Annotated in this window: 19 protein-coding genes; 9 read left to right on the top strand and 10 right to left on the bottom strand. The window is 70.6% G+C overall.

Annotated elements, in window-relative coordinates:
* Nucleotides 1-76 precede the first annotated feature (76 nt).
* A complete protein-coding gene (locus tag QC180_RS16775) occupies nt 77-676 on the top strand; it encodes a TetR/AcrR family transcriptional regulator (protein WP_278263704.1) in 600 nt (199 codons plus the stop codon).
* A 4-nt stretch (nt 677-680) separates the two neighbouring features.
* On the opposite strand, the gene QC180_RS16770 is transcribed toward QC180_RS16775, so the two are convergent.
* The 5 genes from QC180_RS16770 to QC180_RS16750 form a co-directional block, all read right to left on the bottom strand.
* Nucleotides 681-1334: a zinc ribbon domain-containing protein gene (locus QC180_RS16770; RefSeq protein ID WP_278263703.1), complete on the bottom strand. Its 654-nt coding sequence runs from the start codon at nt 1332-1334 to the stop codon at nt 681-683.
* Between the two features lie 104 nt (nt 1335-1438).
* On the bottom strand, nt 1439-7597 hold the full coding sequence (locus QC180_RS16765) for a non-ribosomal peptide synthetase (RefSeq protein ID WP_278263702.1): 6159 nt from the start codon (nt 7595-7597) through the stop codon (nt 1439-1441).
* A gap of 370 nt (nt 7598-7967) precedes the next feature.
* Nucleotides 7968-8912 (bottom strand): lysophospholipid acyltransferase family protein, encoded by a 945-nt coding sequence (locus QC180_RS16760; RefSeq protein WP_278263701.1) that lies wholly within the window; start codon nt 8910-8912, stop codon nt 7968-7970.
* A 5-nt stretch (nt 8913-8917) separates the two neighbouring features.
* Nucleotides 8918-9742 carry a GNAT family N-acetyltransferase gene (locus QC180_RS16755; protein ID WP_278263700.1) on the bottom strand — a complete coding sequence of 275 codons (825 nt, stop codon included), beginning with the start codon at nt 9740-9742 and terminating at the stop codon, nt 8918-8920.
* A gap of 238 nt (nt 9743-9980) precedes the next feature.
* On the bottom strand, nt 9981-11372 hold the full coding sequence (locus tag QC180_RS16750; protein ID WP_278263699.1) for an NAD(P)/FAD-dependent oxidoreductase: 1392 nt from the start codon (nt 11370-11372) through the stop codon (nt 9981-9983).
* A 134-nt stretch (nt 11373-11506) separates the two neighbouring features.
* Between QC180_RS16750 and QC180_RS16745 the strand changes: the two genes are divergently transcribed.
* Nucleotides 11507-12361: a LysR family transcriptional regulator gene (locus QC180_RS16745; RefSeq protein ID WP_278263698.1), complete on the top strand. Its 855-nt coding sequence runs from the start codon at nt 11507-11509 to the stop codon at nt 12359-12361.
* Between the two features lie 4 nt (nt 12362-12365).
* Here QC180_RS16745 and QC180_RS16740 read toward each other — a convergent pair whose 3' ends face one another.
* From QC180_RS16740 to QC180_RS16730, 3 genes are read right to left on the bottom strand one after another with little or no spacing between them, the layout of a single operon-like run.
* Nucleotides 12366-14015 carry a serine/threonine-protein kinase gene (locus tag QC180_RS16740; protein WP_278263697.1) on the bottom strand — a complete coding sequence of 550 codons (1650 nt, stop codon included), beginning with the start codon at nt 14013-14015 and terminating at the stop codon, nt 12366-12368.
* Nucleotides 14016-14070: 55 nt separating this feature from the next.
* A complete protein-coding gene (locus tag QC180_RS16735; RefSeq protein WP_278263696.1) occupies nt 14071-14724 on the bottom strand; it encodes an ankyrin repeat domain-containing protein in 654 nt (217 codons plus the stop codon).
* Nucleotides 14725-14767: 43 nt separating this feature from the next.
* The gene (locus QC180_RS16730; protein WP_278263695.1) at nt 14768-15739 is read right to left on the bottom strand and encodes an aminoglycoside phosphotransferase family protein; all 972 of its coding nucleotides are present in this window, start codon (nt 15737-15739) and stop codon (nt 14768-14770) included.
* Between the two features lie 87 nt (nt 15740-15826).
* Here QC180_RS16730 and QC180_RS16725 point away from each other — a divergent pair, with 87 nt between their 5' ends.
* Nucleotides 15827-16264, top strand: a complete 438-nt coding sequence (locus QC180_RS16725; RefSeq protein WP_278263694.1) for a GNAT family N-acetyltransferase — start codon at nt 15827-15829, stop codon at nt 16262-16264.
* Between the two features lie 58 nt (nt 16265-16322).
* Here the strand turns inward: QC180_RS16725 and QC180_RS16720 are convergent, their stop codons facing one another.
* Both QC180_RS16720 and QC180_RS16715 read right to left on the bottom strand, forming a co-directional pair.
* Nucleotides 16323-17279: an electron transfer flavoprotein subunit alpha/FixB family protein gene (locus QC180_RS16720; RefSeq protein WP_278263693.1), complete on the bottom strand. Its 957-nt coding sequence runs from the start codon at nt 17277-17279 to the stop codon at nt 16323-16325.
* A gap of 37 nt (nt 17280-17316) precedes the next feature.
* A complete protein-coding gene (locus QC180_RS16715) occupies nt 17317-18102 on the bottom strand; it encodes an electron transfer flavoprotein subunit beta/FixA family protein (RefSeq protein WP_278263692.1) in 786 nt (261 codons plus the stop codon).
* Between the two features lie 186 nt (nt 18103-18288).
* On the opposite strand from QC180_RS16715, the gene QC180_RS16710 reads away from it, so the two are divergent.
* The 6 genes from QC180_RS16710 to QC180_RS16685 form a co-directional block, all read left to right on the top strand.
* Nucleotides 18289-19077 (top strand): class I SAM-dependent methyltransferase, encoded by a 789-nt coding sequence (locus QC180_RS16710; RefSeq protein WP_278263691.1) that lies wholly within the window; start codon nt 18289-18291, stop codon nt 19075-19077.
* Nucleotides 19074-20606, top strand: a complete 1533-nt coding sequence (locus QC180_RS16705; protein ID WP_278263690.1) for a glycoside hydrolase family 57 protein — start codon at nt 19074-19076, stop codon at nt 20604-20606. Before QC180_RS16710 ends, QC180_RS16705 begins: the two co-directional genes overlap by 4 nt.
* Nucleotides 20603-21856: a glycosyltransferase family 4 protein gene (locus tag QC180_RS16700; protein ID WP_278263689.1), complete on the top strand. Its 1254-nt coding sequence runs from the start codon at nt 20603-20605 to the stop codon at nt 21854-21856. Before QC180_RS16705 ends, QC180_RS16700 begins: the two co-directional genes overlap by 4 nt.
* A 131-nt stretch (nt 21857-21987) precedes the next feature.
* The gene (locus tag QC180_RS16695; protein WP_278263688.1) at nt 21988-22350 is read left to right on the top strand and encodes a SpoIIAA family protein; all 363 of its coding nucleotides are present in this window, start codon (nt 21988-21990) and stop codon (nt 22348-22350) included.
* A 170-nt stretch (nt 22351-22520) separates the two neighbouring features.
* Nucleotides 22521-24479, top strand: a complete 1959-nt coding sequence (locus QC180_RS16690) for a TerD family protein (protein ID WP_278263687.1) — start codon at nt 22521-22523, stop codon at nt 24477-24479.
* Between the two features lie 118 nt (nt 24480-24597).
* Nucleotides 24598-26003 (top strand): DUF1254 domain-containing protein (locus QC180_RS16685; protein WP_278263686.1); only part of this gene is annotated, 1406 nt, incomplete at its 3' end.

The raw sequence follows: 26003 nt of genomic DNA, 5'->3' as shown, positions 1-26003 counted from the left end.
CCGTGGGAGCCGGTGCGGCTCCCACGGGCCTCATCAAACGAACCGTATCGTCTCGTTTGGGTGGTAGTCTGCCCCCATGACGAACGACCGCACCCCGGCGACCTCGCGGCGCAGCGAACGCTCGCGCCAGGCCATTCTCGCCGCCACCCGTGAGCTGGTCTCCGAGGTCGGCTACGGCAAGGTGACCGTCGAGGCCATCGCGGCCAGGGCCGGGGTCGGCAAGCAGACCATCTACCGGTGGTGGTCGTCCAAGGGCGCGGTGATCTTCGACGCGTTCCTCGCCCTGAGCGAGGCCGCCGACGGCCAGGAGATGGCCCTGCCCGACACCGGTGACCTGGCCGCCGATCTGAAACTGGTGTTGCGCGCCACCGTCGCCGAGTTCGCCGATCCGGCCTTCGAGCGCCCGATCCGCGCGCTCAACACCGAGATCATCAACGATCCCGAACTCGCCGCCCAGTACCGCGAGAAGCTGGCGGGCCCGGTCGACGAACTCAAGAAGCAGCGCCTGCGCAGCGCCCAGCGTGCGGGTCAGCTCGACCCGGACGCCGACCTCGACCTGCTGCTCGAACTGCTCTACGCGCCCCTGTTCCAGCGCTGGCTGCTGCGGTCGGGCCCGCTCACCGACGACTACGCCGACGCCCTGGTCGACCGCACCCTGCGGGCCTTCCGCCGCTGACCGACTACTGACCCATGGCGCGGCCGCACTGTGAGCAGAACGCGGCTCCGGCCACCGACTCGTGGCCGCACACGCACCGGGTGCGCAGGTCCAGCGCGGTGCCGCAGGTCGCGCAGAAGCGGCCACCGGAGGTCGGCGCCGCGCAGGTCGGGCACGATACCCGGGCAGGGGTACTCGCATCGTGCCCGGCGGACCAGTCCTGGCGCTGGGCGGCCTGCTGGATCTGCGAGCCCCGCGCGTCGGCCTGGGCCCGCGCGATCTGGTGGGCGACCAGCGGCGAGCACCGCGTGCACTGACCCACGTGCTCGTTCCAGCAGCTGCGCGCGCAGACCCACGATCCGCACCCGGCGCAGTGCCGGAATTCCCCGCGCACCTCCTCGACCGCCTTGGCGAACGCCTTGTCCTTGGTCCCCGAGGCCGCCCCGCCCCAGTTGCTGGAGTAGCTCTCCGCGGCGCTGGAGGCCTTGTGCAGGGCGGGAACCCGATCACCGAACAGGTTGCTCAGCACCCGCAGGGCACCGCGTCCCCGGGACAGGTAGTTCTGCTGGAAGGCGGAGGTGTGGACGGTGTTGCAGCGGTCGCAGCGGAAGGTCCACTGGAATCCGCTGTCGTTGGAAACGTCGGAACAGGAGCTGGTGAAGACAACCGGTGCGGCCATGGCGCGAACGAGTCCTTTGCTACGAAGAACGACGAGCGGTCGGCAGGCCCGAACCACCCTGTGCGAGTTCATATCGCACGCGACGACCGCGGCGCAACGGGAGGCTACGCGGGCTGCAGGTGACCGCCCGGCGCCGGGAAGAAGCCGGTCTCGATGTAGTGGTCGAAGTAGCGGCGGATGACCTCGGCGTCGACCGGCGGGAAGTCGATCGGCAACCCGCGGAAGACCTCCGGCGGGGCGCCCGCCTCGACCGAGGTGAGCACCGTGGCCGGGGTCGCCTTGGCCAGCACCGCCGCGTAGTTGCCGCTCAGGGCCGAGGCCCTGGCCAGGATCGGGTCGGCGTCGGGGTGTTCGGCGGCGGTGGTGAGGGTCAGGCCGAACTCGATCGGGTCGACGAACTCGAAACGGTAGTCGCGGCGGCGGATCTCCTCGTAGACCAGTTGCAGCGGGACCTGCGACCCGGCGGCGCGGTAGGTGTTGCCGAGGGCGGCGGGGTCCAGCGAGCGGCCGACGATGCCCGCCGCGACATGGTCGACGGGTGCCATCTCGACGCCGATGGCGCGCACGTCGACGGCGACGCCGAGCACGAGCATGGCGCGCAGCATCGTCCACCAGGCGTCTTCGGCGGGGGCCGCGCCGCTGACCGAGTCACCGGTGATGAGACCGGGCCGGTAGACCGCGATCGGGACGCCGCGCTCGATGGCGGTGTGCACGAGCTGTTCGGCCACCCACTTGGTCATGGCGTAGCCGGGCAGACCGCCCGGAATGCCGCTGTCCTGCGGGATTCCGGCCAGCACCGACAGCGTGGAGACGTAGTGCACCGGCTTGATCCGGGTGGTGGTGGCCAGCCGCAGCACCTCGGTGGTGCCACCGACATTGGCCGCGCGCATCCGCCCGTACGGTTCGAGATGGTTGACCAGCGCGCCGTTGTGATAGATCGCGTCGATCCCGTCGGCGAGCGCGGCCCAGCGGGCCGGATCGATGCCGAGGCCCGGCCTACCGAGATCGCCGGGCACGCCGACCAGCCGCTCGCGCGCGCCGGAGATGTCGATGCCGTACTTCGCGGCGGTCGACACGACCCGGTCGACGGCGGTGACGTCGTCGGTGGCGCGCACGAGGCAGTGGATGGTGGCGTCGGTGCGCGCGAGCAGTTCGCGCAGCAGGAAACTGCCCAGGAAACCGGTGGCGCCGGTGAGCAGGATCGTGCGCGGTGCGCCGGAACGCGCGGGGGCGCGGCCCGCGAGGTCGATCGCGGGGTCCAAGGCGATGTCGGCGGCCGGGTCGGGACCGGTGGCCGAGGCGGCGGACTCGTCGCGCACCGCCAGCGCCAGGTCGCTGACCAGCGGATAGCTGAACAGCAGGCGCAGCGGCACCTCCGTGGCGAGCCGCTCGGACAGGGCGGCGCGCACCCGGATCGCGGAGAGGGAGGTGCCGCCGAGGACGAAGAAGTCGTCGTCGCGGCCGACCCGGTCGAGCTCGAGGATCTGCGCGAAGACCTCGGCGACGACCTGTTCGTCGTCGGTGGCCGGGGCCGCGTAAGCGCGGACCTCCTGGGCCGGGGTGGGCAGCGCCTTGCGGTCGAGCTTGCCGGTGGCGCCGAGCGGGAACTCGTCGAGCACCAGCAGGCGGTGCGGAATCATGTACGGCGGCAACAGGTTCCGTACCGCCGCGAGGACCTCGGTGACGTCGACGTGCTCGCCCGCCACCGGGGTGACGTAGCCGACGAGCTGCTCGTGGCGCACCGCGACCGCCGCACCCGCCACGGCCGGGTGGGTGCGCAGGGCGGCTTCGATCTCGCCCGGCTCGATGCGCAGCCCGTGCAGTTTGAGCTGCACGTCGGTGCGACCGAGGTAGGTCAGTTCGCCGGTCGGGAGCCTGCGCACCAGGTCACCGGTGCGGTACATGCGTTCGCCGACGGGACCGTAGGGATCGGCGACGAAGCGCTCGGTGGTCTTGTCCGGGCTGCCCAGGTACCCGCGCGCCAGCTGGGCACCGGCCAGATACAGCTCGCCGGGGGTGCCCAGCGGGACCGGCCGCAGCCGTGCGTCCAGGACGTAGGCGCGAGAGTTCCAGTGCGGGTGGCCGATCGGGACGATGCCAGTGCCCACCTCGGTGACATCGGCGCCGGTGATCGACACGGTGGCCTCGGTGGGCCCGTAGAGGTTGTGCAGTCTGCCCGCGGTGGCGGCGGTGAACCGTTCGACGGTCGCGTTCGGCAGCGCCTCACCGCCGACCCACACCGCGCGCAGCGAACGCAACGCGTCGACGGGGGCCGCCGCCAGCAGCATCTGCAACACCGACGGGACGATGGTGGTGCCGGTGACCCGGTGTCGGGCAATGGTTTCCGCGAGATAGGCCGGATCGGTGAGGCGCTGGGCGGCGGCCACGATCATGTGCGCGCCCGCCCGCAGCGGGGTCGCGAAACCGATCATGGACGCGTCGAAGGTGAACGGAATCGATTGCAGCACCACATCGGCGGCGTCGACGCCGTACTCGCCGACCATGAACGCCGCCTGGTTGACGATGGCCGCGTGCGGCACCCCGACCCCCTTGGGCTTGCCGGTCGACCCCGAGGTGAAGATCACGTAGGCCAGATCGAGGGTGCGCAGCGGACGCAGCCGGTCGGCGTCGGTGAGCCAGGCGGCCGGGAAGGCCGACAGCGCACCGGAACTCGCGACGAGGTCCACCGCGATGAGCGGTACGTCGGCGACCTCGACGGCGTCGGCGGAGGTGGTCAGCACGCAGACCGGGCGCGCGACGGACAGGATGTCGGCGCGACGCTCGGTGGGCGCGTCCGGGTCGATCGGCACGTAGGCGCCGCCCGCGGCGAACACCGCGTACATGGCGACGACCAGTTCGATCGAGGGTCGGATCGCCACGCCGACGGTGCTGCCGGGGCCGACACCGGTGGCCACCAGCAGCCGGGCCAACCGGTTGACCCGGTCGGCCAGCTCGCCGTAGGACAGCGTCAGCGGGCCGAAGGTCACCGCGGGGGCGGTGGGAGCGCGCAGTGCCTGGACGCGGAAGGCGTCGAGCAGGGTGACGTCCGGGACCAGCCGCACCTCGCCCACGGGTTCGGTGCGCTCGGCCTCGACCAGCAGCGGCAGGTCACCGACGGGGCGGCCCGGCGCGGCGACGGCGGCCGCGAGCAGTCCGGCCAGGCGCAGGCCGAGGGTGGCCATGGTGGACTCGTCGAACAGGTCGGTGGCGTAGCGCCACGAGCAGCGCAGTCCGGCGGCCTCGGGCTGCGGGACGACGGTGAGTTGCAGGTCCGTCGGCGCCACCTCGTCGCCGAGATCGACGGCCGAGACGACCAGATCGGGCAGTTCCAGCCGCGCGCCCGCGAAGTTCTGGAACGACAGCGCCACCTGGTACAGCGGGTGGTGGGCCTGCGAGCGCGGCGGATCCAGTTCGGCGACAAGGCTTTCGAACGGGATGTCGGCGTGGGCGAAGGCGGCCAGGTCGGTCTCGCGGACGCGGTCGAGCAGGGCGGCGAAGGACTCGGCGGCGTCGACGCGGGTGCGCAGGACGACGGTGTTGACGAACATGCCGACCAGGTCGTCGAGTTCGGGCTCGCCACGTCCGGCGACGGGCGCGCCGACGGTGACGTCGTCGGTTCCGGCGACGCGGGCCAGCAGCACCGCCAGCGCGGCCCGCACCACCATGAACAGCGACGCGTTGTGCTCGCGCGCGAGTTCTTCCAGTCCGCGATGCAGGTCGGCGTCGAGCACGAAGTGGTGCGCGGCGCCGCGACTGCCCGCGACCGGCGGACGCGACCGGTCGGTGGGCAGTTCCAGCAGGGTGGGGGCACCGGCGAGTTCGGTGCGCCAGAAGTCCAGCTGCTGGGCGAGCAGCGAGCCGGAATCCTGCGCCGCACCGAGGATTTCGCGCTGCCACAGGGTGTAGTCGGCGTACTGGACCGGCAGCGGCCGCCAGGTCGGCGCGGCGCCGAGGGCGCGGGCGCTGTAGGCGGTGACCAGGTCGCGGGTGAGCGGGCCGAGGGAGAAACCGTCGGTGGCGATGTGGTGCACGACCACGGCCAGCACGTGTTCGGTGTCGTCGAGCTGGAACAGGGCGGCGCGCACGGGAACCCGGGCGCACAGGTCGAAACCGCCGGTCGTCAGCCGGGCCAGGGCGGCGCGCAGCTCGGTGGGCTGGATCGGGGTCAGCGGCACCTCGATGCCCGCTTCGGCGAGCGGCAGCACCCGCTGGTGTCCGGCACCGTCGATCTCGGGGTAGACCGTGCGCAGGACTTCGTGCCGGTCGAGCACGTCGTCGAGGGCGGCGGCGAGCGCGGCGGTGTCGAGCGGGCCGGACAGGCGCAGGGCGACCGGGATGTTGTAGGCGCTGGAGCCGGGGTCGAGCCGGGCCAGGAACCACATGCGCTGCTGGGCGAGCGAGAGCGGCACGTGCGGATCGCGCGCGCGGCGGGTCAGTGGGACCCGGGTCGAGGCGACGCCGGTGAGGTCGTCGAGGGCGGCGGCCAGCTGGGCGACCGTGCCGTGTTCGAAGACGGTGCGGGCGGGCACCCGGACGGCGGTGGCCGCGCCGAGGCGGCCCGCGAGCTGGGTGGCGAGCAGGGAGTTGCCGCCCAGGGCGAAGAAGTCGTCGTCGCGGCCGATCTCGTCGGCGCCCAGCAACTCGGCGAAGATCGTGGCGACGGTGGTCTCGGTGGGGGTGCGCGGTGCCTCGAAGGCGCGGGCGGCGAGTGCGGGTTCGGGCAGGGCGCGGTGGTCGAGCTTGCCGACCGGGGTGAGCGGCAGCCGCTCGATGACCACGATGGCGGCGGGCACGGCGTGCTGGGGCAGACGCTGCTCGGCGCGGCGGGTCAGCGCGGCGGTGTCGACGGTGGCGCCGGGAACGGGCACCACATAGGCAACCAGGGCGTCGACGCCGCTGGGCAGGGTGCGGACCAGCGTGGTCGCGGTGCGCACGGTGTCGTCGGCGGCGAGCACGGCGTCGATCTCGCCGAGTTCGATGCGGAAGCCGCGCAGTTTGACCTGCGCGTCGGTGCGGCCGAGGAAGGCCAGCTGGGTGGAACCGTCGGCGGTGCGCTCCCATTTCACCAGGTCACCGGTGCGGTAGAGGCGGCCGCCGGTGACCGGGTCGGCGACGAAACGCGCGGCGGTGAGCCCGGCGCGGGCGTGATAGCCACGCGCCAGGCCGGGGCCGGACAGGTACAGCTCGCCGGGCACCCGGTCCGGGACCGGGCGCAGCCGGGCGTCGAGGACCAGCGCGCTCATCCCGGGGATCGGGGCGCCGATGGTGATCAGGTCACCGGGGGTCAGCGGGTCGCTGATGGAGGCCGCGACGGTGGTCTCGGTGGGCCCGTACAGGTTGTAGAACCGGCGACCGGCCGACCAGCGGGCGATCAGATCCGGCGGGCAGGCCTCGCCGCCGACGACGATGGCCGCCAGCTCCGGCAGCGCCGAGGCGTCGACCCCGGCCAGCGCCGCCGGGGTGATGAACGCGTGACTCACCCGCTCGGCGCGCAGCAGCTCGGCCAGTTCGTCGCCGCCGTAGATCTCGGGCGGGACGATCACCATGGTCGAGCTCGCGCCGATGGCCAGCAGCAGTTCGAGAATGCTGGCGTCGAAGCTGGGCGAGGCGAAGTGCAGGGTGCGGGCGGTGCCGGTGATGCCGAAGCGGCGGATCTGTTCGGCGCAGAGCCCGGCCAGGCCGGTGTGGGTGACGGCCACGCCCTTGGGCACACCGGTGGACCCGGAGGTGTAGATGACGTAGGCGATGTCGTCGGGGTAGAGCGTGCGGGTGCGGTCGGTGGCCAGCACCGGCGCGTCCGAGGTGGCGGCGAGTTCGGCCGCGCACTCGGCGGAATCCAGGGCGAGCCAGCGCAGTCCGGCGTCGAGCCGGGCGGCGTCGGTGGTGGTGGCCACGCCGAAACCGGCGCCGGAGTCGGCGAGCATGTGCGCGACACGCTCGGCCGGGTAGCGAGGGTCCACGGGCACGAACGCGGCGCCGGTCTTGGCCACCGCCCACACCGCGACGACGGCCTCGATCGAGCGGGTCAGCGCCAACACCACCCGGTCACCGGGGCCGACCCCGCGACCGATCAGCACCCGGGCCAGCTGGGAGGAACGCTGGTCGAGTTCGGTGTAGGTGAGGTCGTGCCCGGCGAAGCGCAGCGCGGGAGCGTCGGGGGCGCGTTCGACGGCGGCCAGCAGCAGCCGGGGCAGGGTGGACACCGGCGCGCGGCGGGGGCGGCGAGGGGCGGGACGGCGTACGCCAGAAGCTTGCTCTGTCACCGGTCTTCGATTCCCTTCACCCTGCACTCGTCCGCCCGCGACGTCATCAGGACGCTCGGCTACCCGGGGTATCGGCGAAAACCCGCGGGACGGTACGGCAAATATCTCATCAATTTCCGTCCAGCGGCAATCCACACGTTTGAATATGCTGATCAGTGGGTATAGCCGACTGCCCAGTTTGTTGCACGCGCCATACGCAGGGCATTCACCGGACCGCCCGCCGTCGAGCGGACGCGGGATTTTCACATTTCGATCGACCCGCCCCCGATCGACGCCGACCAGCACATCTTCAGCGAAACAGGCCCCATCGACGCCACATCCCGGGGGCCGCGTGGGCGACCCCCGGGATGTACAAAACGAACATAACTGATTACCAGCGAGTAGCCATCACCGTTCGGCGAATCGGTACCGACTCCCCCACCGACGGGTCCTGCACGCGGGTGCTGCCGGAGGCGATCCACTCGGTGTCCAGCAGGCCGTGGCGTGAGGGATCGGTGCCGCGCACGGCGGCCGCGCAGCGCCGGGCCAGCTCCCGACGATCGGTACCGGGCCACTGCCTCGGCTCCAGCACGACCTCGACGGTCATACCCTTGCCGCGCAGCACGCGCCGGGCCGAATCGCCGAAGGTGTCGGTGCCGACGAAGGCGGGCACGGTGCACGGGCGCCCGTCGCGGTCCAGATAGCGCAGCCGCACCGGCTGGACGGGGGTGGCGGTGTCGATCGCGGCCTGGAACAGGGCGGGCCGCAGCGAGCCGTAGGCGCGACCACACCAGGTGGTGCCCTCGGGGAACACCGCCACGCGCTGGCCGTCGGCGAGCCTGCGCGCGATCCGGTCGACCACGCCGGGCAGCTCGCGCAGCCGGGCCCGCTCGATCGGGATCACCTTGGTGAGCCGGGCCAGGGTGCCCAGCACCGGCCAGTCGACCATGTCGGCCCTGGCCACGAAGCCGACCGGCTGCACGGCGGCCAGGGCGAGGACGTCGGCCCAGCCGATGTGCCCGGCCACCACCAGCACGCCGGTGTCCGAGGCGGCGAACCCGTCGACGGGGGCGGGACGGTTGTCGACGATCCGCAGCCGCAGGCCCAGGCAGCGCAGCGCGGTGCGGGCGTAGCGGCGCTGCATGTGTTCACGACGAGCCTTGGGCGTGGCCACGGTGAGCACGGGAAAGCTCAGGACCAGCCCGAGCACCCCGGCCAATCGGGCCAGCGTGCGGGCGGTGCCGATCTCGTCGATCGGCTCGATGCAGGCGGGCCCGCAGGGGCTCGACGGCATCCACGAATGCGAGGCGGTGGCGGGCGGCGCGTCGAACACCATGGCGGTTACTTCCCGTCGAAATTGGCGGCCGCGCTCTGCAGCCGCTCCAGGTACCGGGTGTTGATGGTTTCCATGCCGAGCAGGGCGACGAAGTCGGCGACCGCGAAATCGGGATCGTGCGCCGGTTCGCCGCAGATCTCGGCGCCCAGACGCAGGTAGCCGCGTAACAGCGGCGGCAGCTTGGGCCTGCTCGGCGGGGTGAGGTCGTCGAGGGCGACACCGTCGACCACGACCGGCCGGTACGGGTGCACGCGGCGTTCCGGATCGCAGGCGTGACGCCCCAGCAGCAGGTCGCGCACGCCGCGCACGTTCACCCCGGCCGGGTCCTGCGGGGTGTCGCGCATGGGCACCGAGACGCAGCCCATCACCCAGTCGTAGCCGGTGAGCTGGATGTAGTGCAGGATGCCCGCCCACATGAGGGTGAGCACCGAGCCGTTGCGGTGGTCGGGCACCACGCAGGCCCGGCCCATCTCGACGATCCGGTGTCCGGTCGGGTCGAGCTGGGTGAGGTCGAATTCGGTGGCGGTGTAGTACCCGCCCGCGGCGGTCACCTTGTCCGGCGGCAGCATGCGGTAGCAGCCGACGAACTGCTGGGTGAACTCGTCACGCACCAGCAGGTGGTCGCAGTGTTCGTCGAAACGGTCCGCGTCGCGGCCGGTGCCGTCGTCGGGGATGACGAAGCCCGGCTCGTTGGCGAACACCTGATAGCGCAGTCGCTGCGCGGCCTCGCGGTGTTCGGCGTCCGAGGCCACCACCAGCGAGTACTGAGACTTCTCCACCCCTGTGCCCGTCGAGCGAGCGGGCGCCGACAGTACTGACGTAATAGTCATACCGCTGATGAAGCCAGCCCGAATCGGCATCGGGCTGACCGCGAAGTGTCGCCGCGATGCCGAGTCGGTGAACGAGACCTCGGTCACACCGGCCGTTCACCGAACGGTCCCGAGACGTTCGCCGACCTGCGGGATTGCCGTCGAATACGACTGCCGCCACGGGTTCGGGCGCCGGTCGGCCAGGTCCGGACGCACGACGACCCGCCGCATGGTGCGGCGGGTCGATCGCGGGGTCGGGTCAGACGGTGACGTGCTCGCGGGGGGCCGAGTCGTCCTCGGCGCGCTCGGGCGCCTCCGGTGCCTGATCCGCCTGCGTAGCCTTCGGTGCCTGCTCGGCCTTCGGTGCCTGCTCGGCCTTCGGTTCCCGCTCGGCCTTCGGCGCCGGGAAGGGGGCCGAGGCCGGGGGCAGGTCGGCGAAGCCGGGGCGGGCGGTGCCGATGAAGGCGACCAGCCACGAGGCCACCGCCGCGAAACGGTTGCGGAAGCCCACCAGGTAGAGCAGGTGCACGGCCAGCCACATGGCCCAGGCGATGGTGCCGCGGAAGCTGATCTTCTCGTTGAGCTTGACCACCGCGCTGAAGCGGCTGATCACGGCCATGCTGCCCTTGTCCCAGTAGACGAACGGCGTGCCCGCGTCCTTCTTGCGACGGATGATGTCGGCGGCGTGGCGGCCCTCCTGCATGGCCACCGGCGACTGGCCGGGGTAGCCGTTGAGCGAGGTCATGTCGCCGATGGCGTAGATGTCGGCGTGGCCGCCGACGGTCAGGTCGGGGTTGATCAGCAGGCGGCCCGCGCGGTCGGTCTCGGCGCCGGTGGCCTCGGCCAGCAGCTTCGCGAACCCGCCGACCTGCACACCCGCCGACCACACCACGGTCTCCGCGGCGATGCGGCGCTCGATGCCCTCCTTGTCGCGGACGGTCACCTTGCCTTCCTCGATGTCGGTGACGAACGTGCCCAGCAGCACCTCGACGCCGCTGTCGGTCAGCGAGCGCTTGGCGTACTCCGACAGGCCGCCACCGAAGGGCGGCAGCACCTCGCCCGCGCCCTCGACCAGGGTCACCGAGACCGGCTGGTGGAAGTGCCGCTTGGCGAGTTCCTTGATCTGGCCCGCGACCTCGACACCGGTCGCACCGGCACCGACGACCACGAAGCTGAGCAGCTTGCGCCGGGTCACCTCGTCGACGTTCTCGGCCTGGGCGAAGACCCGGGCGATCTGGGCGCGCAGGCGCTGGGCGTCGTCGATGGTCTTGAGCGAGAAGGTCTTCTCGGCGAAGTCGTCGCGGCCGAAGTAGCTCTGGCTGGCGCCGGTGGCGGCGATGAGCGAGCCGTAGCTGATCTGGCGGGTGCCCTCGGCGGTCTCATAGGTGAGCACGGCGGCGTCGGCGTCGATCCCGGTGACCTTGCCCAGGCGCACGTCGGCGGTGGGCACGCGACGCAGTACGTTCTTGATCGGCGGGGCGATCTCGTCGGCGGTCAGGACACCGGTGGCGACCTGGTACAGCAGCGGCTGGAACAGGTGCTCGGGCGTGCTCGAGATCAGGACGTAGTTGATTCGTGACTTGGCCAGCTGCTTCGCCGCGGCCAGCCCGCCGAAGCCCGAGCCGACGATGACGACATCTGTGTGTTCCATGATCACAACGCTCCAAGATCGGTAATGAGTCCTTTCCTATGAGTAAACGCGATGCGGAATGAAGATGTTTCCACTGCCTGGGCGCATACTGGAGATCACTCTTATCTGCATAACTAATGAATGGGAGCTACCTCGTGGAACTGCGTCAATTGGCCTACTTCGTCGCGGTGTGTGAGGAGCTCAGTTTCAGCCGCGCGGCCAACCGCTGCTTCATCTCGCAGTCCGCGATCAGCCATCAGATCGCGAGACTGGAACGTGATCTGGGGGCCCAGTTGTTCGAGCGCACGACCCGGGCCGTGGTCCCCACCGACGCCACCCTGCGGCTGCTGCCCCTGGCCAAGCAGATGCTGAGTCTGGAGTCGGCCATCCGCGCCGCCGTGCGGACCACCGGGCCGCGCGTGCGGCTGGCCGCGAACATGTCCTTCGCCGCGCCCTCGCTCTCGGCCATCGCCGCCGCGCGCGCCGCGCATCCCGAGGCCGAGATCGAGTACGTGATCAAGCCGTTCCGGCAGCGGATCAACGCCGTCGCCGACGGCGACTGCGATCTGGCGCTGATCCGCGGCAGCGTCGACCAGCCCGGCCTGGCGGTCGAGCAACTGTGGGTGGAAGACCTGGTGATCGCCATCTCCAGCAGTCATCCGCTGGCCGAACGCGGCGCCGTCACCCTCGCCGACCTGGCCCCCTATCCCCTGCTGCTCCCCCCGGAACAGGAGCAGGTCCTCCTGCACACCCTGATCCGCTCCGCCTTCGCCGACCTCCCCACCGGCCCCACCTTCGGCCCGCCCATCCCGCCCGACCACACCGCCACCATGGAGCTGCTCAACCGCCCCGAATCCTGGACGATCCTCTACGAGGGCCCCACCAAGGGCCTGCTCACCCTCGACCTCACCGACCACCGCCTGCGCATCCCGGTCTCGGCGGTCCTGCGCGAGGAGGCGCGACAGAACACGATCGTCAACACGCTGCTGGACGCGTTGCGGCGGCGGTGAGGGTTCACCAGCGCCCGGTGCGCAGCGCCTTGCGGTAGCGGATCCAGCGGCCGGTGGACGAGGAGGCCGCGGTGGCGACCAGGGCTCCCGCGAGCACGAACACCGCGCCGCTGATCACGGTACCGACGTACACCGACTGCACCGTGGTCGCCACCACCACGATCAGCGCGATGATGCCGATGAGCACCGCCGTCATCATCGACATCACCCGGCCCGCGGTGCGCGCGCACAACAGCAGCACGGCGCCGCCCCCGGTGAACGCGACGACCACGAGCAGGATCGCGATGGCGATGAAGGAGCCGGTGGTGTCGTCGCCGCGGTCGATCTCCTTCATCGTCTCGGTGACACCGTAGACCGTGAAGGCCAGGATGCCGAGGCTCACCAGCAGGGTGAACACGCCGACGATCATCGCCCCGGTCTTGCTCGGCTCGGGTCCGAGCTGTGCCCGCCACGCAGCGCCGTGCGCCATCCTGCGCGGATCACCGACCGGCACACCGTATTCCGGTTGCGGCCACAGTGGCGCCTGACCGGCGTACCCGTGTTGTGCGTGCGCACCGAACCCGTACGGCTGCGCCACCGCGCCGTGCTGCTGCGCGTGCTCCCCGGAGCCGGGGCGGGTGCGCCCGTCGGCCACCTGCTGCCCACCCGACCCGTGTTGCCGCACGGCCCCGGACCACGGCTGCCGATGCTCGCCCGACTCGCGCTGTGCCCCACCGGCCCACGACGGTCCACCGGTACGCGGCAGTGCGTACTCGCCGGATCCCCGTGCCGGTTGTGATGGATCGGTCCACGGCCACGCGACCACCGGTGCCGCGATGTGCTCGCCTTCCAGCGCGTCGCGGATCGCATCGGTGAATTCCGAAGCGCTACCGAAACGTTCGTCGCGGCGCTTGGCCATGGCCCGGGCGATCATGCCGTCGATCGCGGGTGGCAGGTCGGGCCTGCTCGCGGTGAGGCGTGGGACCGGCTGGGAGAGGTGGCCCATCACCGCCTGGCCGGGGTTGGTCGAGGCGTACGGCGGGTGCCCGGCGTATAGGGCGAACAGGGTGCAGGCCAGGGAGTACTGGTCGCTGCGGTGGTCGACGACCTCGCCGGAGAGCTGTTCGGGCGAGGCGTAGGCGATGGTCGCGGTGAAGGCGCCGGTGGCGGTGAGCTGGGTGGCGGCGGTGGTGACCCGGGCGATACCGAAATCGGTCAGCACGGCGCGCTGGCGGAGGCTGTGGTCGGCCTCGGCGATGAGGATGTTGCCCGGTTTCACGTCGCGGTGCAGGATGCCGTGCTGGTTGGCGTAGTCCAGCGCCGCGGCGGTCTCGCCGATCAATTGCGCGGTGACACCCGGTTCGTGCGCACGCGAATCCCAGGTGGCGGCGTCGGTGCCGCGGATGAACTGCATGGCGATCCACAGGTAGCCGTCGTCGCTACCGCGATCGAATACCCCGACGATGCCCGGGTGATCCAACTGCGCGACGACATCGGCCTCCTGCTCGAAGCGCCGCTGGAGTTCCCGGTCGCCGGAGAACTCGCGGTTGAGCAGTTTGAGCGCCACGCTGCGCGGCAGGCGCGGATGCTGGGCGAGATAGACCGTGCCCATACCGCCCTGGCCGAGCACGCGTTCCAGGCGGTATCCGGCGAAGCTCGCCCCCACATCCAGCACGATCAGTTCCTTCCGTCCCCCGGTTCGCAGGCCGACGTTACCCGCCGGGCCACGCTCAGACGAACCCCTTCTCGACGAGCTCGAACCCGTCGGCCCTGACGCGATGTCGCTGCCCGGAGCCGCCCACCACCCGACACCAGCTCTCGACCAGCAGCGCGTCGGTGAGGTCCGGGTCGAAGGTGATCGAGAACCCGCCGTACATGCCCGGAATCGGGCACCACAGCACCGCTTGCGGATACTCGAGCAGCGGACCCACCGGGGGTGTACGGAACCGGCTCTTGGCGCACAGGTCGTAGGCGCGGCTGTAAATCAATGCTCGCAGCTGGCATTCGAGTTGCGCCAAGGTGCTCACGGACACCTCGCGCAGTAGTTCTGGTTCGAGCAGGACCGCGAGGTGGTCGTGACCGCGCGCGGCGGCGATGTCGGCGGCGGTATCCCCGTCGGTGGTGCGCAGTGTTCGCCACGCGCCGAAGGCCAACAGCCGCTTGACGATCGACTCCGGCGCCCCCTGATACGCGGCTTGGTGCAGCGGCGCGAACCGCGACCAACCGCCCAGGCGTGACAAATTCACTCGGCCTCCGCTCGCGATGAGACCGAAGACCGTCTCCCACTTCCCGGCCCGCGCCGCATCGGCCAGCTGATCCCGGCGTACGCCTTCATCCTCGCGCAGCATCGAGCGCCGCCCGGTTCCCTCCCACGTCAACTGCATGAGTCCAGCCTAGCCAGCGACCGGGCCCGGTGTCGGGGGCCGTTCAGCTGAAGGGCAGGTCCGCCAGGGCGTAGGCGACGGCGGTGTGCAGGGCCAACATGGCGGAGTCGCCGTCCTCGACCGCCCAGGTCATCTCCTCGACGGCACGCAGCAGCGCCCAGCCGCGCGCACGGGCGGGGTCGACGGCCAGCGCCGCGGCGGTGGCGGTCACGACGGTGTCCGCGTGTTCGCGGGTCGGGCAGGACTGCGCCTGGATCATGAGCAGGAACCCAGCGTCGAAGGCGGCCTCGCCGAGACAGGGCTTCGGATCGATGAGCAGCCACGGTTCCCGTTCGGCGGCAACGATATTGCCGAGATGGGTGTCCCGGTTGACGATGAGCGCCGGGCCGTCGAAGGTGGCCAGTTCGGCGCACCAGGACGCCACGCGCTCGCGGAGTCGGTCCGAGATCAGCGGCGCCAGAGCCGGATCCGGGTCGTCGAGTCGCGCACGCAGTCCGGCGATCAGGTCCGTGGCCAGCGGCAGCGGGGGGAACATCGGCGGCACCGGGGGCAGCGGCCGACGCAGGCGCCGGTAGAGCGAGCAGGCCAGGGCCACCTTCTCGGCGTTCTCGGGTCTGCCTTCCAGGCTCGGGAAGCCGGGCTGGGTCAGCAATGCCGTTCCCGGCTCGGCGCATTCGAGCAGCATGGCACCGCTGCCGGGATCGTATTCGAGCAACCGCACCGCGCCGTCGCCGTCGTAGGCGTGCAGGGCCGTGGCCTCGGCGACGTTCTCCTCGTCGAGCATCGGCACCTTCAGCACCCTCAGCGTCCGGTCGCTCCGGAACACCGTCGCCACGTACGCGTGCGTCCCGCCGCGATAGGGCGCGCTGAATTCCCGCAGCCCCCAGCGCGGCTTCAACCCGTCCACCACGCCGGGCAGTTCCTCGATCCACCGCTGTCCCTCGGCCCCGAAGATCGTCCGCACGTTCCGCTCGACCTCGGAGGTCAGCACCACTCCGAACCGCCCCAACGACATTCCCCCACCCTGTCGACCCGGCCCGACCCCGTCAACCGACTTCCGCACCGGCTCGACACACCGGCCCCGCGCCGGAAGAATTCCGGTATGACCGCAGCCCCCGGAATCCCCGACGGTTACGAAGTCTCCACCGACCCCGCCCGCCTCGACGCCGCCCAGGTGCACCGATGGCTGTCCACCGACTCGTACTGGGCCGAGGGCAGACCGCGCGACCGGCAGGACCGCGCCATCGCGTCCTCGCTCAACTTCGGTGTCTACGACAGCGTGTCGGGCGACCAGGTCGCCTACGCCCGCGTCGTCACCGACCAGGCCACCTTCGCCTGGCTCTGCGATGTCTACGTCGACCGCGGCGTGCGCGGCAAGGGCGTCGGCACGGCCCTGGTCACCGCCGTGCGCGACCACCTCGAACCCTTCGGCCTGACCCGCGTCGCCCTGGCGACGAACGACGCCCACGGCGTCTACGAGAAGATCGGCTTCGCTCCCCTGCCGCGCCCGGAGAACTGGATGGTCCTCGGCAAGCCGTGAGACGCCGAACGGCCCGGCTCCCCAGGAGGGAACCGGGCCGTTCGAGACAGTGCCGGGGTCAGCCCTTGTGGGACTTGACGGCCTCGGTCAGCTGCGGGGCGACGTTGAACAGGTCGCCCACGATGCCGTAATCGGCGATCTCGAAGATGGGAGCCTCTTCGTCCTTGTTGACCGCGACGATGGTCTTCGAGGTCTGCATACCGGCGCGGTGCTGGATGGCGCCGGAGATGCCCAGGGCGATGTAGAGCTGCGGCGAGACCGTCTTACCGGTCTGACCCACCTGGAACTGGCCCGGGTAGTAGCCCGAGTCGACCGCGGCACGCGAGGCGCCGACGGCGGCACCGAGCGAGTCGGCCAGCGCCTCGACGATCGCGAAGTTGTCGGCCGAACCGACACCACGACCACCGGAGACGACGATGCTCGCCTCGGTGAGCTCCGGACGGTCGCCGCCCACGATCGGCTCACGCGAGACGACCTTGACGACGCCCTCTTCCTGCGCGGGCACGTCCACGGTGACCTGCTCACCGGCACCGGCCTGCGGCGTGGCCTCGACGGCACCCGGACGGATCGAGATCACCGGCACGTCGCCGGTGGCCTTGGCGTCGACGGTGAACGCGCCACCGAAGATGGAGTGCACGGCCGAGCCGTCACCGTTGACGCCGATGACGTCGACGAGCAGGCCGGAGCCGATGCGCGCGGCGAGGCGGCCCGACACCTCCTTGCCCTCGGCGGAGGCGGCGACGAGCACGGCGGCCGGACCGGCGGACTCGACCAGCGAGGCCAGCACGTCGACCTTCGGGGTCACCAGGAAGCCGTCGACGTCGTCGGACTCGGCGACGTAGATCTTCTCGGCACCGGCGGCGGCCAGCGCGGCGGCCAGCTTCTCGGCGGTACCGGGGGCACCGGTGACCACGGCGGCCGGGGAGCCCAGCTCGCGGGCGGCGGTGATGAGTTCGGTGCTGACCTTCTTGACGGCACCGTCGGCGTGCTCGACGAGCACGAGTACTTCAGCCATTGTTCTTTCTCCTAGGAAGTTCTCGGACGGGACCGGATCAGATGATCTTCTGGCCGGTGAGGTAGGTGGCGATCTGGTTGCCGCCCTCGCCCTCGTCCACGATCTTCTCGCCAGCGGTGCGCGCGGGCTTGGGGGTGGCACCGGTGACCTGGGTACCGGCGTTGGCGACGCCCACGGTCGACGGGTCGATGCCCAGATCGGCCAGGGTGAAGACCTGAACTTCCTTCTTCTTCGCGGCCATGATGCCCTTGAAGGACGGGAAGCGCGGCTCGTTGATCTTCTCGTTGACCGAGACGATGGCCGGGAGGTTGGCCTCGAGCTTGAAGACACCCTCGTCGGTCTCGCGCTCGCCGGTGATCTTGTCGCCGTCGACGGTGAGCTTGCGCAGGTGCGTCAGCTGCGGGATGCCCAGGTACTCGGCGATGATCGCCGGGATGGCACCCGCGCGGCCGTCGGTGGACTCGTTACCGGCGATGACCAGCTCGACACCCTCGACCTGGCCCAGCGCACCGGCCAGCACCCACGCGGTCTGCACGGCGTCGGAGCCGTGGATCGCCGGGTCGTTGATGTGGATGGCCTTGTCGGCGCCCATGGACAGCGCCTTGCGGATGGCCTCGGTGGCGCGATCCGGACCGGCGGACAGCACGGTGACCTCGCCGCCCTGGGCCTCCTTGATCAGCAGCGCTTCCTCGACGGCGCGCTCGTTGATCTCGTCGAGCACGGCGTCGGCGGCCTCGCGATCGAGGGTGTAGTCACCATCGGTCAGCTTGCGCTCGGACCAGGTGTCGGGAACCTGCTTGATGAGTACGACGATGTTCGGCATCGGTCTTCGTCGACCTCCTTCTGGGACACGTGTGTGGTGGCCGCACGAGCTCACGCCGTACGTCCGTGTGAGAAATCTAGCTCAGGGCGGAACACTACCCCAATCTAAGTTACTCGTGGGTAACCTGGGTGGACAAGAGGTCCCTGACTCCTGCGGGAACCGGCGGTACCAGTAACGTCGGTACCCATGAGCGAGGCTGTGATCCCTGCCGCACCCGCGGCCGCCACACATGAACCACTTCCCCTGACCGGCGAGCGGACCGTGCCCGGCATCGCCGAGGAGAACTACTGGTTCCGTCGGCACGAGATCGCCTATGCCCGCCTGCTCGACCGTTGCGCCGGACTGACCGTGCTCGAGGCGGGCTCGGGCGAGGGCTACGGCGCCGACATGATCGCCGGTGTGGCCGCGCGTGTCGTCGGGGTGGACTACGACGAGAGCGCCGTCGCGCACGTGCGCGCGCGCTACCCGCGGGTGGAGATGATCCAGGGCAATCTCGCCGAACTGCCGCTGGAGGACGAATCCGTCGACGTGGTGGTGAATTTCCAGGTCATCGAGCATCTGTGGGACCAGGCGCAGTTCCTGCGCGAGTGCCTGCGCGTGCTGCGCCCGGGCGGTCGACTGCTGATCAGCACGCCGAACCGGATCACCTTCTCCCCCGGTCGCGACACCCCGCTCAACCCCTTCCACACCCGCGAACTCGACGCCGCCGAGCTCACCGAACTGCTCGTCGAGGCCGGGTTCACCGTCTCGGAGATGCTGGGCGTGCACCACGGCGCGAGCCTGAAAGCGTTGGACGCCAAGCACGGTGGCTCGTTCATCGACGCGCAGATCGAGCGCGCGCTGGCCGGTGAGCCGTGGCCCGCCGAACTCACCGCCGACGTCGCCGCGGTCACCGTGGACGATTTCGACCTGCGCGCGGGTGACATCGACGCGAGCCTGGACCTGGTGGCGATCGCCGACAAGGCACCGCGTTGACCACCGTTCCGGGTCAGTTCACCCTCGTTCTGCATTCCCATCTGCCGTGGCTGGCCCATCACGGGCGCTGGCCGGTCGGTGAGGAATGGCTCTACCAGTCCTGGGCCGCGTCGTATCTGCCGCTGGTCCGGGTCCTGAAAAACCTTGCCGCCGAAGGCCGTTCGCACCTGCTGAGCCTGGGCATCACGCCGGTGCTCGCCGCCCAGCTCGACGACCCGCACTGCCTGGCCGGAATGCATCACTGGCTGGGCAACTGGCAGTTGCGCGCCGACGAGGCGTCCATGGCGGGCAATGTGGCGCTGGGCAGGCACGAACATCGGCTCGCGGCAACGGCGCTGGCGGAGTTCGAGCGCGACTGGCGCCACGGCGGTTCGCCGGTCTGGCGTTCGCTGATCGACGCCGACGCCATCGAGCTGCTCGGCGGGCCGCTGGCCCACCCGTTCCAGCCGCTGCTCGACGCGCGACTGCGCCAGTTCCAGCTCACCGAGGGCCTGGCCGACGCGCGGCTGCGCTGGGGCTCCACCCCGACCGGTATCTGGGCGCCCGAGTGCGGCTACACGCCCGGGATGGAGCTCGGCTACGACGCCGCCGGTGTGACGCATTTCATGGTCGACGGGCCCTCGCTGCGCGGCGACACCAGCCTCGGCAGGCCGGTGCGCGAGGCCGACGTGGTCGCCTTCGGCCGCGATCTGCAGGTGAGCTACCGGGTGTGGTCGCCCAAGCAGGGCTATCCGGGCCAGGCGGCGTATCGCGATTTCCACCACTACGACCACGCGACCGGGCTCAAGCCCTCGCGCGTGACGGGCAAAACGGTGGCCGGTCCTGACAAGGCCCCTTACGATCCCGAACTCGCCGTGACGGCGGTCACCCGCGATGTCGCCGACTTCGTCGAGACGGTGCGCGCGCGGCTGATCGAGGAGTCCGCGCGGATCGGTCGGCCCGCCCTCGTGGTGGCCGCCTTCGACACCGAGCTGTTCGGCCACTGGTGGCACGAGGGCCCGCAGTGGCTCGAGCAGGTGCTGCGCGCGCTGCCCGAGGCCGGGGTCACCGTGGGCACCCTGGCCGACGCCCGCGCCAACGGCTTCGTGGGCGAACCCGTGCAGCTCAACGACTCGTCGTGGGGTTCGGGCAAGGACTGGCGGGTGTGGGCGGGCGACCAGGTCGCCGACCTCGTCGAGCTCAACGCCGAGGTCGTCCGGCTGGCCCTGGAGACCCTCGACAAGACCCGTCGGGCGGATGCGCTGCGCGATCCGGTCGCCGACCAGTTGCTGCGCGAGGCGATCCTCACCGTCTCCAGCGACTGGGCGTTCATGGTCTCCAAGGACTCCGCCGCCGGGTACGCGCGCGACCGCGCGCACCAGCACGCGCACGCCGTGCGCGAACTCGCCGAGGCGATCGGCGCCGGTCAGTTCGCCAAAGCGGCCCGTCTCGCGGCAGGATGGAGCGCGGCCGACGGATTCTTCCCGGGTCTGGACGCGCGGCGGTTGCCGAGCGCCGTCACCTCGGCCGCCGCTGAAGGATTCCAATGAAGATTTTGATGGTGTCGTGGGAGTACCCGCCGGTCGTGGTCGGCGGGCTCGGTCGGCATGTGCATCACCTGGCCGTGGAACTCGCCGCGGCCGGGCACGAGGTGGTCGTGCTCGCGCGCAGGCCCACCGGCACCGACTCGGTCACCCACCCCACCCACTCCTATATCGCCGACGGCGTGCTCGTCGTGGCGGTGGCCGAGGACCCGCCGTGCTTCGACTTCGGCGAGGACATGCTGGCCTGGACGCTGGCCATGGGACACGCCATGGTCCGGGCCGGGGTCGCGCTCGGCAAGCCCGGCGTCGGCGAGGGCTGGACCCCCGATGTGGTGCACGCCCACGACTGGCTGGTGGGCCACCCCTCGATCGCGCTGGCCGAGTTCTACGACGTGCCGCTGGTGGCCACCATCCACGCCACCGAGGCCGGTCGGCACAGCGGCTGGGTGTCGGGCCGGGTCAACAAGCAGGTGCACTCGGTGGAGTGGTGGCTCACCAACGAGGCCGACCAGCTCATCACCTGCTCGACCTCCATGCAGGACGAAGTGGAGCGCCTCTACGGGCCGGAGCTGTCGCCGATCACGGTGATCCGCAACGGCATCGACGTGGGCGCGTGGACCTTCCGCCCGCGCGCGCCGCGCTCCGGGCCGCCGAAGCTGCTGTATGTGGGCAGGCTCGAATACGAGAAGGGTGTGCAGGACGCGATCGCCGCGCTGCCGCGCATCCGCCGCGCCCATCCGGGCACCACGCTCACGATCGCCGGTGTCGGTACCCAGTTCGACTGGCTGCGCGAACGCGCCCGCGTGCACCGGGTCGCGCGCGCGGTGAACTTCGTGGGCAGTCTCGGACACGAGGAACTGCTGGGCTGGCTGCACGGCGCCGACGCGATCGTGCTGCCGAGTCGCTACGAGCCCTTCGGCATCGTCGCCCTCGAGGCCGCTGCCGCCGGAGTGCCGCTGATCGCCTCCACCGCCGGTGGACTCGGTGAGGCCGTGATCGACGGTGTCACCGGCGCGTCGTTCGAGCCCGCCGACGTGGACGGCATCGTCGACGCCGTCCGCGCCGTCCTCGACGACCCCGCCACCGCCCAGGACCGCGCCTTCACCGCGCGCGAACGGCTCACCGCCGATTTCGCCTGGGACGTGGTGGCCGCCGAGACCGCCCAGGTCTACTCGGCCGCCAAACGCCGCGTCCGCACCTCGCTGGGCCGCCCCGACATCGTCGAGCGGCCGCTGCCCGAACGCGACCCCAAGTAGTTCGCCTGCTCCCCGCCGACCGGTCCGGTCGGCGGCGCACGATCGATTTCACCCGCAACGCATGACGCCACCGCGTCGGCCCGGGCCTACCGTCACCGGTGACCAGCCCCGCCGCCGAAGGAGCTCCTGCCATGCCCTTGCAGCCGATCCCCGACCTCCCCGCCGCGACCATCGGCTTCCGTGCCGTCGGCACCGTCACCGCCGAGGACTACACCACCGTCCTCGACCCCGCCATCGAGTCGGCCCTGGAACACGAACAGCCGGTCAACCTCGTCTACGTCCTGGGCCCCGACTTCGACCGCTACTCCCTCGAAGCCCTCTGGCAGGACGCGAAACTGGTCCGCGTCCCCCGTAGCGCCTGGGGCCGCGTCGCCCTGGTCACCGACCACCGCGCCCTCGGCGAGGCCCTCCACCTGTTCCGCTTCCTGCTCCCCGCCGAGGTCCGCGTCTTCCCCACGTCCGCCGAATCCGACGCCCTCGCCTGGATCGCCTAACCAGCTTCTCGCACTGCCGATGTTTCAAACGTGAGCTGTGTAACACTTCGGCAGCGGGCACCGACACCTTTCGGCACGTCGCTGAATCGCGGTGTGCGGCAAGGGGGTCGGTTCGTGGGTCGGCGGCATCCCTTGCGGGTGAAGTCGTGCCGAGCCTCGAAGGGTGAGCTGTGTCGTTTCCGCTGTTGTCCAAGGGCCAGAACATCGCGCTGCCGGAGGATGTCGACCGCGTCGACATCGTGATCGGCTGGCTGGAACCGGGGATCGAGGTCGACGCCTCTGCCCTGCTGCTCGGTGCGGACCGGCGGGTGGGATCGGACGCGGATTTCGTGTTCTACAACCAGCCCGAGTCCTCCGACGGTTCGGTGCGGTTCCTCGGGACCAGCGCGACCGAGGAGGGGATGCAGGCCAGGATCTCGGTCGATCTGTCGACGGTGCCCGCCACGGTGCACACCATCGCGCTGGCGGGCAGTGTCGGCGGCGGAACCTTCGGTGATCTCGGCAAGCTCTCGCTGCACGTCATCGATCCGGCGGGACATTCGCTGGCGGAGTACGTGACCGCCGATGCCGACACCGAGTCGGCGTTCGTGTTCGGTGAGGTCTACCGGCGTGAGGGCGCGTGGAAGATCCGGGCCGTCGGGCAGGGCTGGGATTCCGGACTCAGTGGGCTCGCGACGGACTTCGGTGTCGCCATCGACGACGAGCCCGCGCCCGAGGACGCCTCGCCGGAGGACGCGCCGCCGGTGGCGGCCGAGCCGGTGCGGCCCGAGGTGGCCGAGAAGCCCGTGCGCGCGACCGGTGTCCGCACGGCCAAGCGACCGGTGCGGCGCGCCAAGCCGATCGAGTTCCGGCAGGCCGAGTCGGAGGGGTGGCAGCCCGCGCGGTTGTTCTCGGTCATCGGCGTGGGCGCGGGCGAGGAACAAGAACGGCGCACCACCTCGGCGCTGATCTCGACCATGCAGGCGGTGCGACCCTTCGCCCGGGCGATCTGTGCCCGGATGGGCGCTCCGGCAGGGGCTTTCGAGGGATACATCGAGGTCCAGTACGACGCGGGCGAGTCGAAGGTCATCCCCGATGCCGTGCTGAAGGTGAGCCGGGGCAGCAAGCAGTGGACCGGGCTGCTCGAGGTGAAGACCGGCAACGGCAAGCTCAAGAAAGACCAGCTGGAGAGCTACCTCGACATCGCCCGCCGCAAAAAGTACGACGTGGTGGTCAGCCTGTCCAATGACATCCCGGCCGGGCCGGGCGAACTGCCGGTGCAGGTCGACCGCCGCAAGCTCACCAAAGTCGCGCTGCGCCACCTGTCCTGGGCCGAGGTGGCCCACGAGGCCAGGATGCTGCTCTCCCACGGCGGCATCGAGGACCCGCTCCAGACCTGGATCCTGGGTGAATTCCTGCGGTTCCTCGACCATCCGCGTTCGGGCGCTGCGGAATTCGTCGACATGGGCAGGCACTGGGTGACCGTGCGCGACGCCGTCACCGCCGGAACGCTGCGCGCCGCCGATCAGAAGGCGCTCGCGGTGGCCGACACCTGGGTGTCGCTGAGCAGGCATCTGGCCCTGCGGCTGACGGCGGAACTCGGCGTCGAGGTCAAACACGTTCTCGCCCGCAAATTCCGCACCGACCCCGCCGCCCGCGCGGCCGCCGTGGCCGAACGCCTGGCCACCGACGGTTCCTTCGAAGCGGTCCTGCGCATCCCCGACACCGCGGGCGACCTGACCGTCCTCGCCGACATCCGCACCAACAAGATCCGCTGCCGCACCACCATCGCCGCCCCCGACGAGGGCACCGCCGCCCGCCGCGTCTCCTGGCTGACCAAACAGCTCACCGAAGCACCCGGACGGCTGCAGATCGAAGCGGTCTTCGCCGAACGCGGCACCGAGACCTGCGAACACCTCGACACGGTCCGCGCCAACCCCAAATCCCTCACCGACGGTCGCACCACCCCCATCGTCTCGTTCACCCTCGAACAGACTTTCCCGATGGGCAACCGCCGCTCCGGCACCGCCACCAGCTTCATCACCAGCGTCACCACCGCCACCGACTCCTTCTACGGCACCGTCGTCCAACCCCTCCGCGAATGGGTCCCCGCCGCCCCCGTCCAAACCGACATCGCCCCGGCCGAGTAGCCGGGGTTTCACCCGGAACGTGTGAGGCCCGGTGGAGCCGGTGGGGTTAGCGTCGGAGTCGCCGGGTGACCGGCGAGTGCTGTGGTTCGGGCGGAATTCCACCGGTAGAGGAGTTGCTGTGGCCGAGACGACGTCGCCGCTGGTCAGGCAGATCGACGAGGGCAACTGGTTGCCGCGGCGGGAGGCGGAGGATCTGCGCGCGGAGCTGTTCTACCAGCGCGCGGTGCACGCGTACATGACCATGCAGGCAGCCCTGAACGTGATCGGTATGCGGGACGGCTCCGAGGAGGCTTTCGGGCGCGGCTATCACATCCTGCCGATCTGGAAGGACCGGATGGACAGCCGCACCTGGGTGCCGACACCCAACGCGGATGTCATCTACGCGATGAACTACCTGAACCTGAAGGAGACCGGGCCGCTGGTGGTGAACGCCCCGCCGAACGTGATCGGGATGTTCACCGATTTCTTCCAGCGCACGCTCACCGATGTCGGCGCGATCGGTCCGGACCGGGCGCGGGGTGGGCTCTATCTCCTGCTGCCGCCGGGCTATGACGGCCATGTCCCCGGTGGCTACTACACGGTCCGCTCGTCGACATACCACGTGTTCCTGTTCTTCCGCACTGTCATGGGACAGGGCGAGGGTGCGCCCGACCCGTCCGTGGCGGTCGCGCTGGCCGAACGGACGCGGATCTTTCCGCTCTGGACGCCGGAGAAGGACGTACCCGCCATGCGGTTCCCCAATGCCAGCGGCCGCCGCCTGAACATGATGTACCCCACCGACTTCGCGTACTGGACCAAGCTGAAGGAGTTCGTCGACTACGAGCCGGTGTCGGCGATCGAACCCGAACTGCGCGGGGTACTGGCCTCGATCGGGATCGTCAAGGACGAGCCGTTCGCGCCGAGGGACTGGCAGCGGGCCGCGCTGGAACGGGCGCTGACCGACGCGCCACGGATGATCCTCGCCCTGGCCCAGCTCGGCCGCGACGACGATCGCAACTACTACTACGACGACCGCCGCTGGCAGGTCGCCTGGGCCGGTGGCACGGCCGAATGGATGCAGGAGAGCTACCTCGACATCAACACCAGGGCCCGGTTCTTCCAGTACGCCTACTCCTCGGCCCCGGCCATGAACATCCACTCGACCGGCGCCGGATCCAAGTACCCGTTCACCTACCACGACGCCGACGGCGACTTCCTCGACGGCAGCCACACCTACAGACTGCGTCTGCCGCCGGACATCCCGGCCGCGCTGTTCTGGGCGACCACCGCCTACAACGTCACCGACGGCACCATGCCCGAGACCGCACAGCTGCTGCCCTCGACCAACGGCTACTACGACATCCCCACCGCGGACGACGGCTCGATCGAGATCTTCTTCGGCCCGGCCAAGCCCGAAGGCGTCGTCGACGCCGCCTTCGTCGAAACCGTGCCAGGGCGGCACTTCATCGTCGCCCTGCGGCTCTACGGCACCGAGGCCGCCTTCTACGACCAGACCTGGCGCCCCGACGATCTGGTGAAGGTCGG

Origin of the sequence: Nocardia anocheti (assembly GCF_029675105.1) — a bacterium.
Taxonomy (GTDB): Bacteria; Actinomycetota; Actinomycetes; order Mycobacteriales; family Mycobacteriaceae; genus Nocardia.
The sequence above is the reverse complement of the archived record's forward strand: the minus strand, read 5'-3'. Positions and strand labels throughout refer to the sequence as shown.

Bases quoted from the DNA above. Each gene is read 5' to 3' on its own strand.
- QC180_RS16695 (WP_278263688.1), top strand. From the start codon at position 21,988: ATGCCCTTGCAGCCGATCCCCGACCTCCCCGCCGCGACCATCGGCTTC.
- QC180_RS16755 (WP_278263700.1), bottom strand. From the start codon at position 9,742: ATGACTATTACGTCAGTACTGTCGGCGCCCGCTCGCTCGACGGGCACA.
- QC180_RS16775 (WP_278263704.1), top strand. From the start codon at position 77: ATGACGAACGACCGCACCCCGGCGACCTCGCGGCGCAGCGAACGCTCG.
- QC180_RS16710 (WP_278263691.1), top strand. From the start codon at position 18,289: ATGAGCGAGGCTGTGATCCCTGCCGCACCCGCGGCCGCCACACATGAA.
- QC180_RS16730 (WP_278263695.1), bottom strand. From the start codon at position 15,739: ATGTCGTTGGGGCGGTTCGGAGTGGTGCTGACCTCCGAGGTCGAGCGG.
- QC180_RS16715 (WP_278263692.1), bottom strand. From the start codon at position 18,102: ATGCCGAACATCGTCGTACTCATCAAGCAGGTTCCCGACACCTGGTCC.
- QC180_RS16760 (WP_278263701.1), bottom strand. From the start codon at position 8,912: ATGGTGTTCGACGCGCCGCCCGCCACCGCCTCGCATTCGTGGATGCCG.
- QC180_RS16700 (WP_278263689.1), top strand. From the start codon at position 20,603: ATGAAGATTTTGATGGTGTCGTGGGAGTACCCGCCGGTCGTGGTCGGC.
- QC180_RS16750 (WP_278263699.1), bottom strand. From the start codon at position 11,372: ATGGAACACACAGATGTCGTCATCGTCGGCTCGGGCTTCGGCGGGCTG.
- QC180_RS16720 (WP_278263693.1), bottom strand. From the start codon at position 17,279: ATGGCTGAAGTACTCGTGCTCGTCGAGCACGCCGACGGTGCCGTCAAG.
- QC180_RS16725 (WP_278263694.1), top strand. From the start codon at position 15,827: ATGACCGCAGCCCCCGGAATCCCCGACGGTTACGAAGTCTCCACCGAC.
- QC180_RS16770 (WP_278263703.1), bottom strand. From the start codon at position 1,334: ATGGCCGCACCGGTTGTCTTCACCAGCTCCTGTTCCGACGTTTCCAAC.
- QC180_RS16735 (WP_278263696.1), bottom strand. From the start codon at position 14,724: ATGCAGTTGACGTGGGAGGGAACCGGGCGGCGCTCGATGCTGCGCGAG.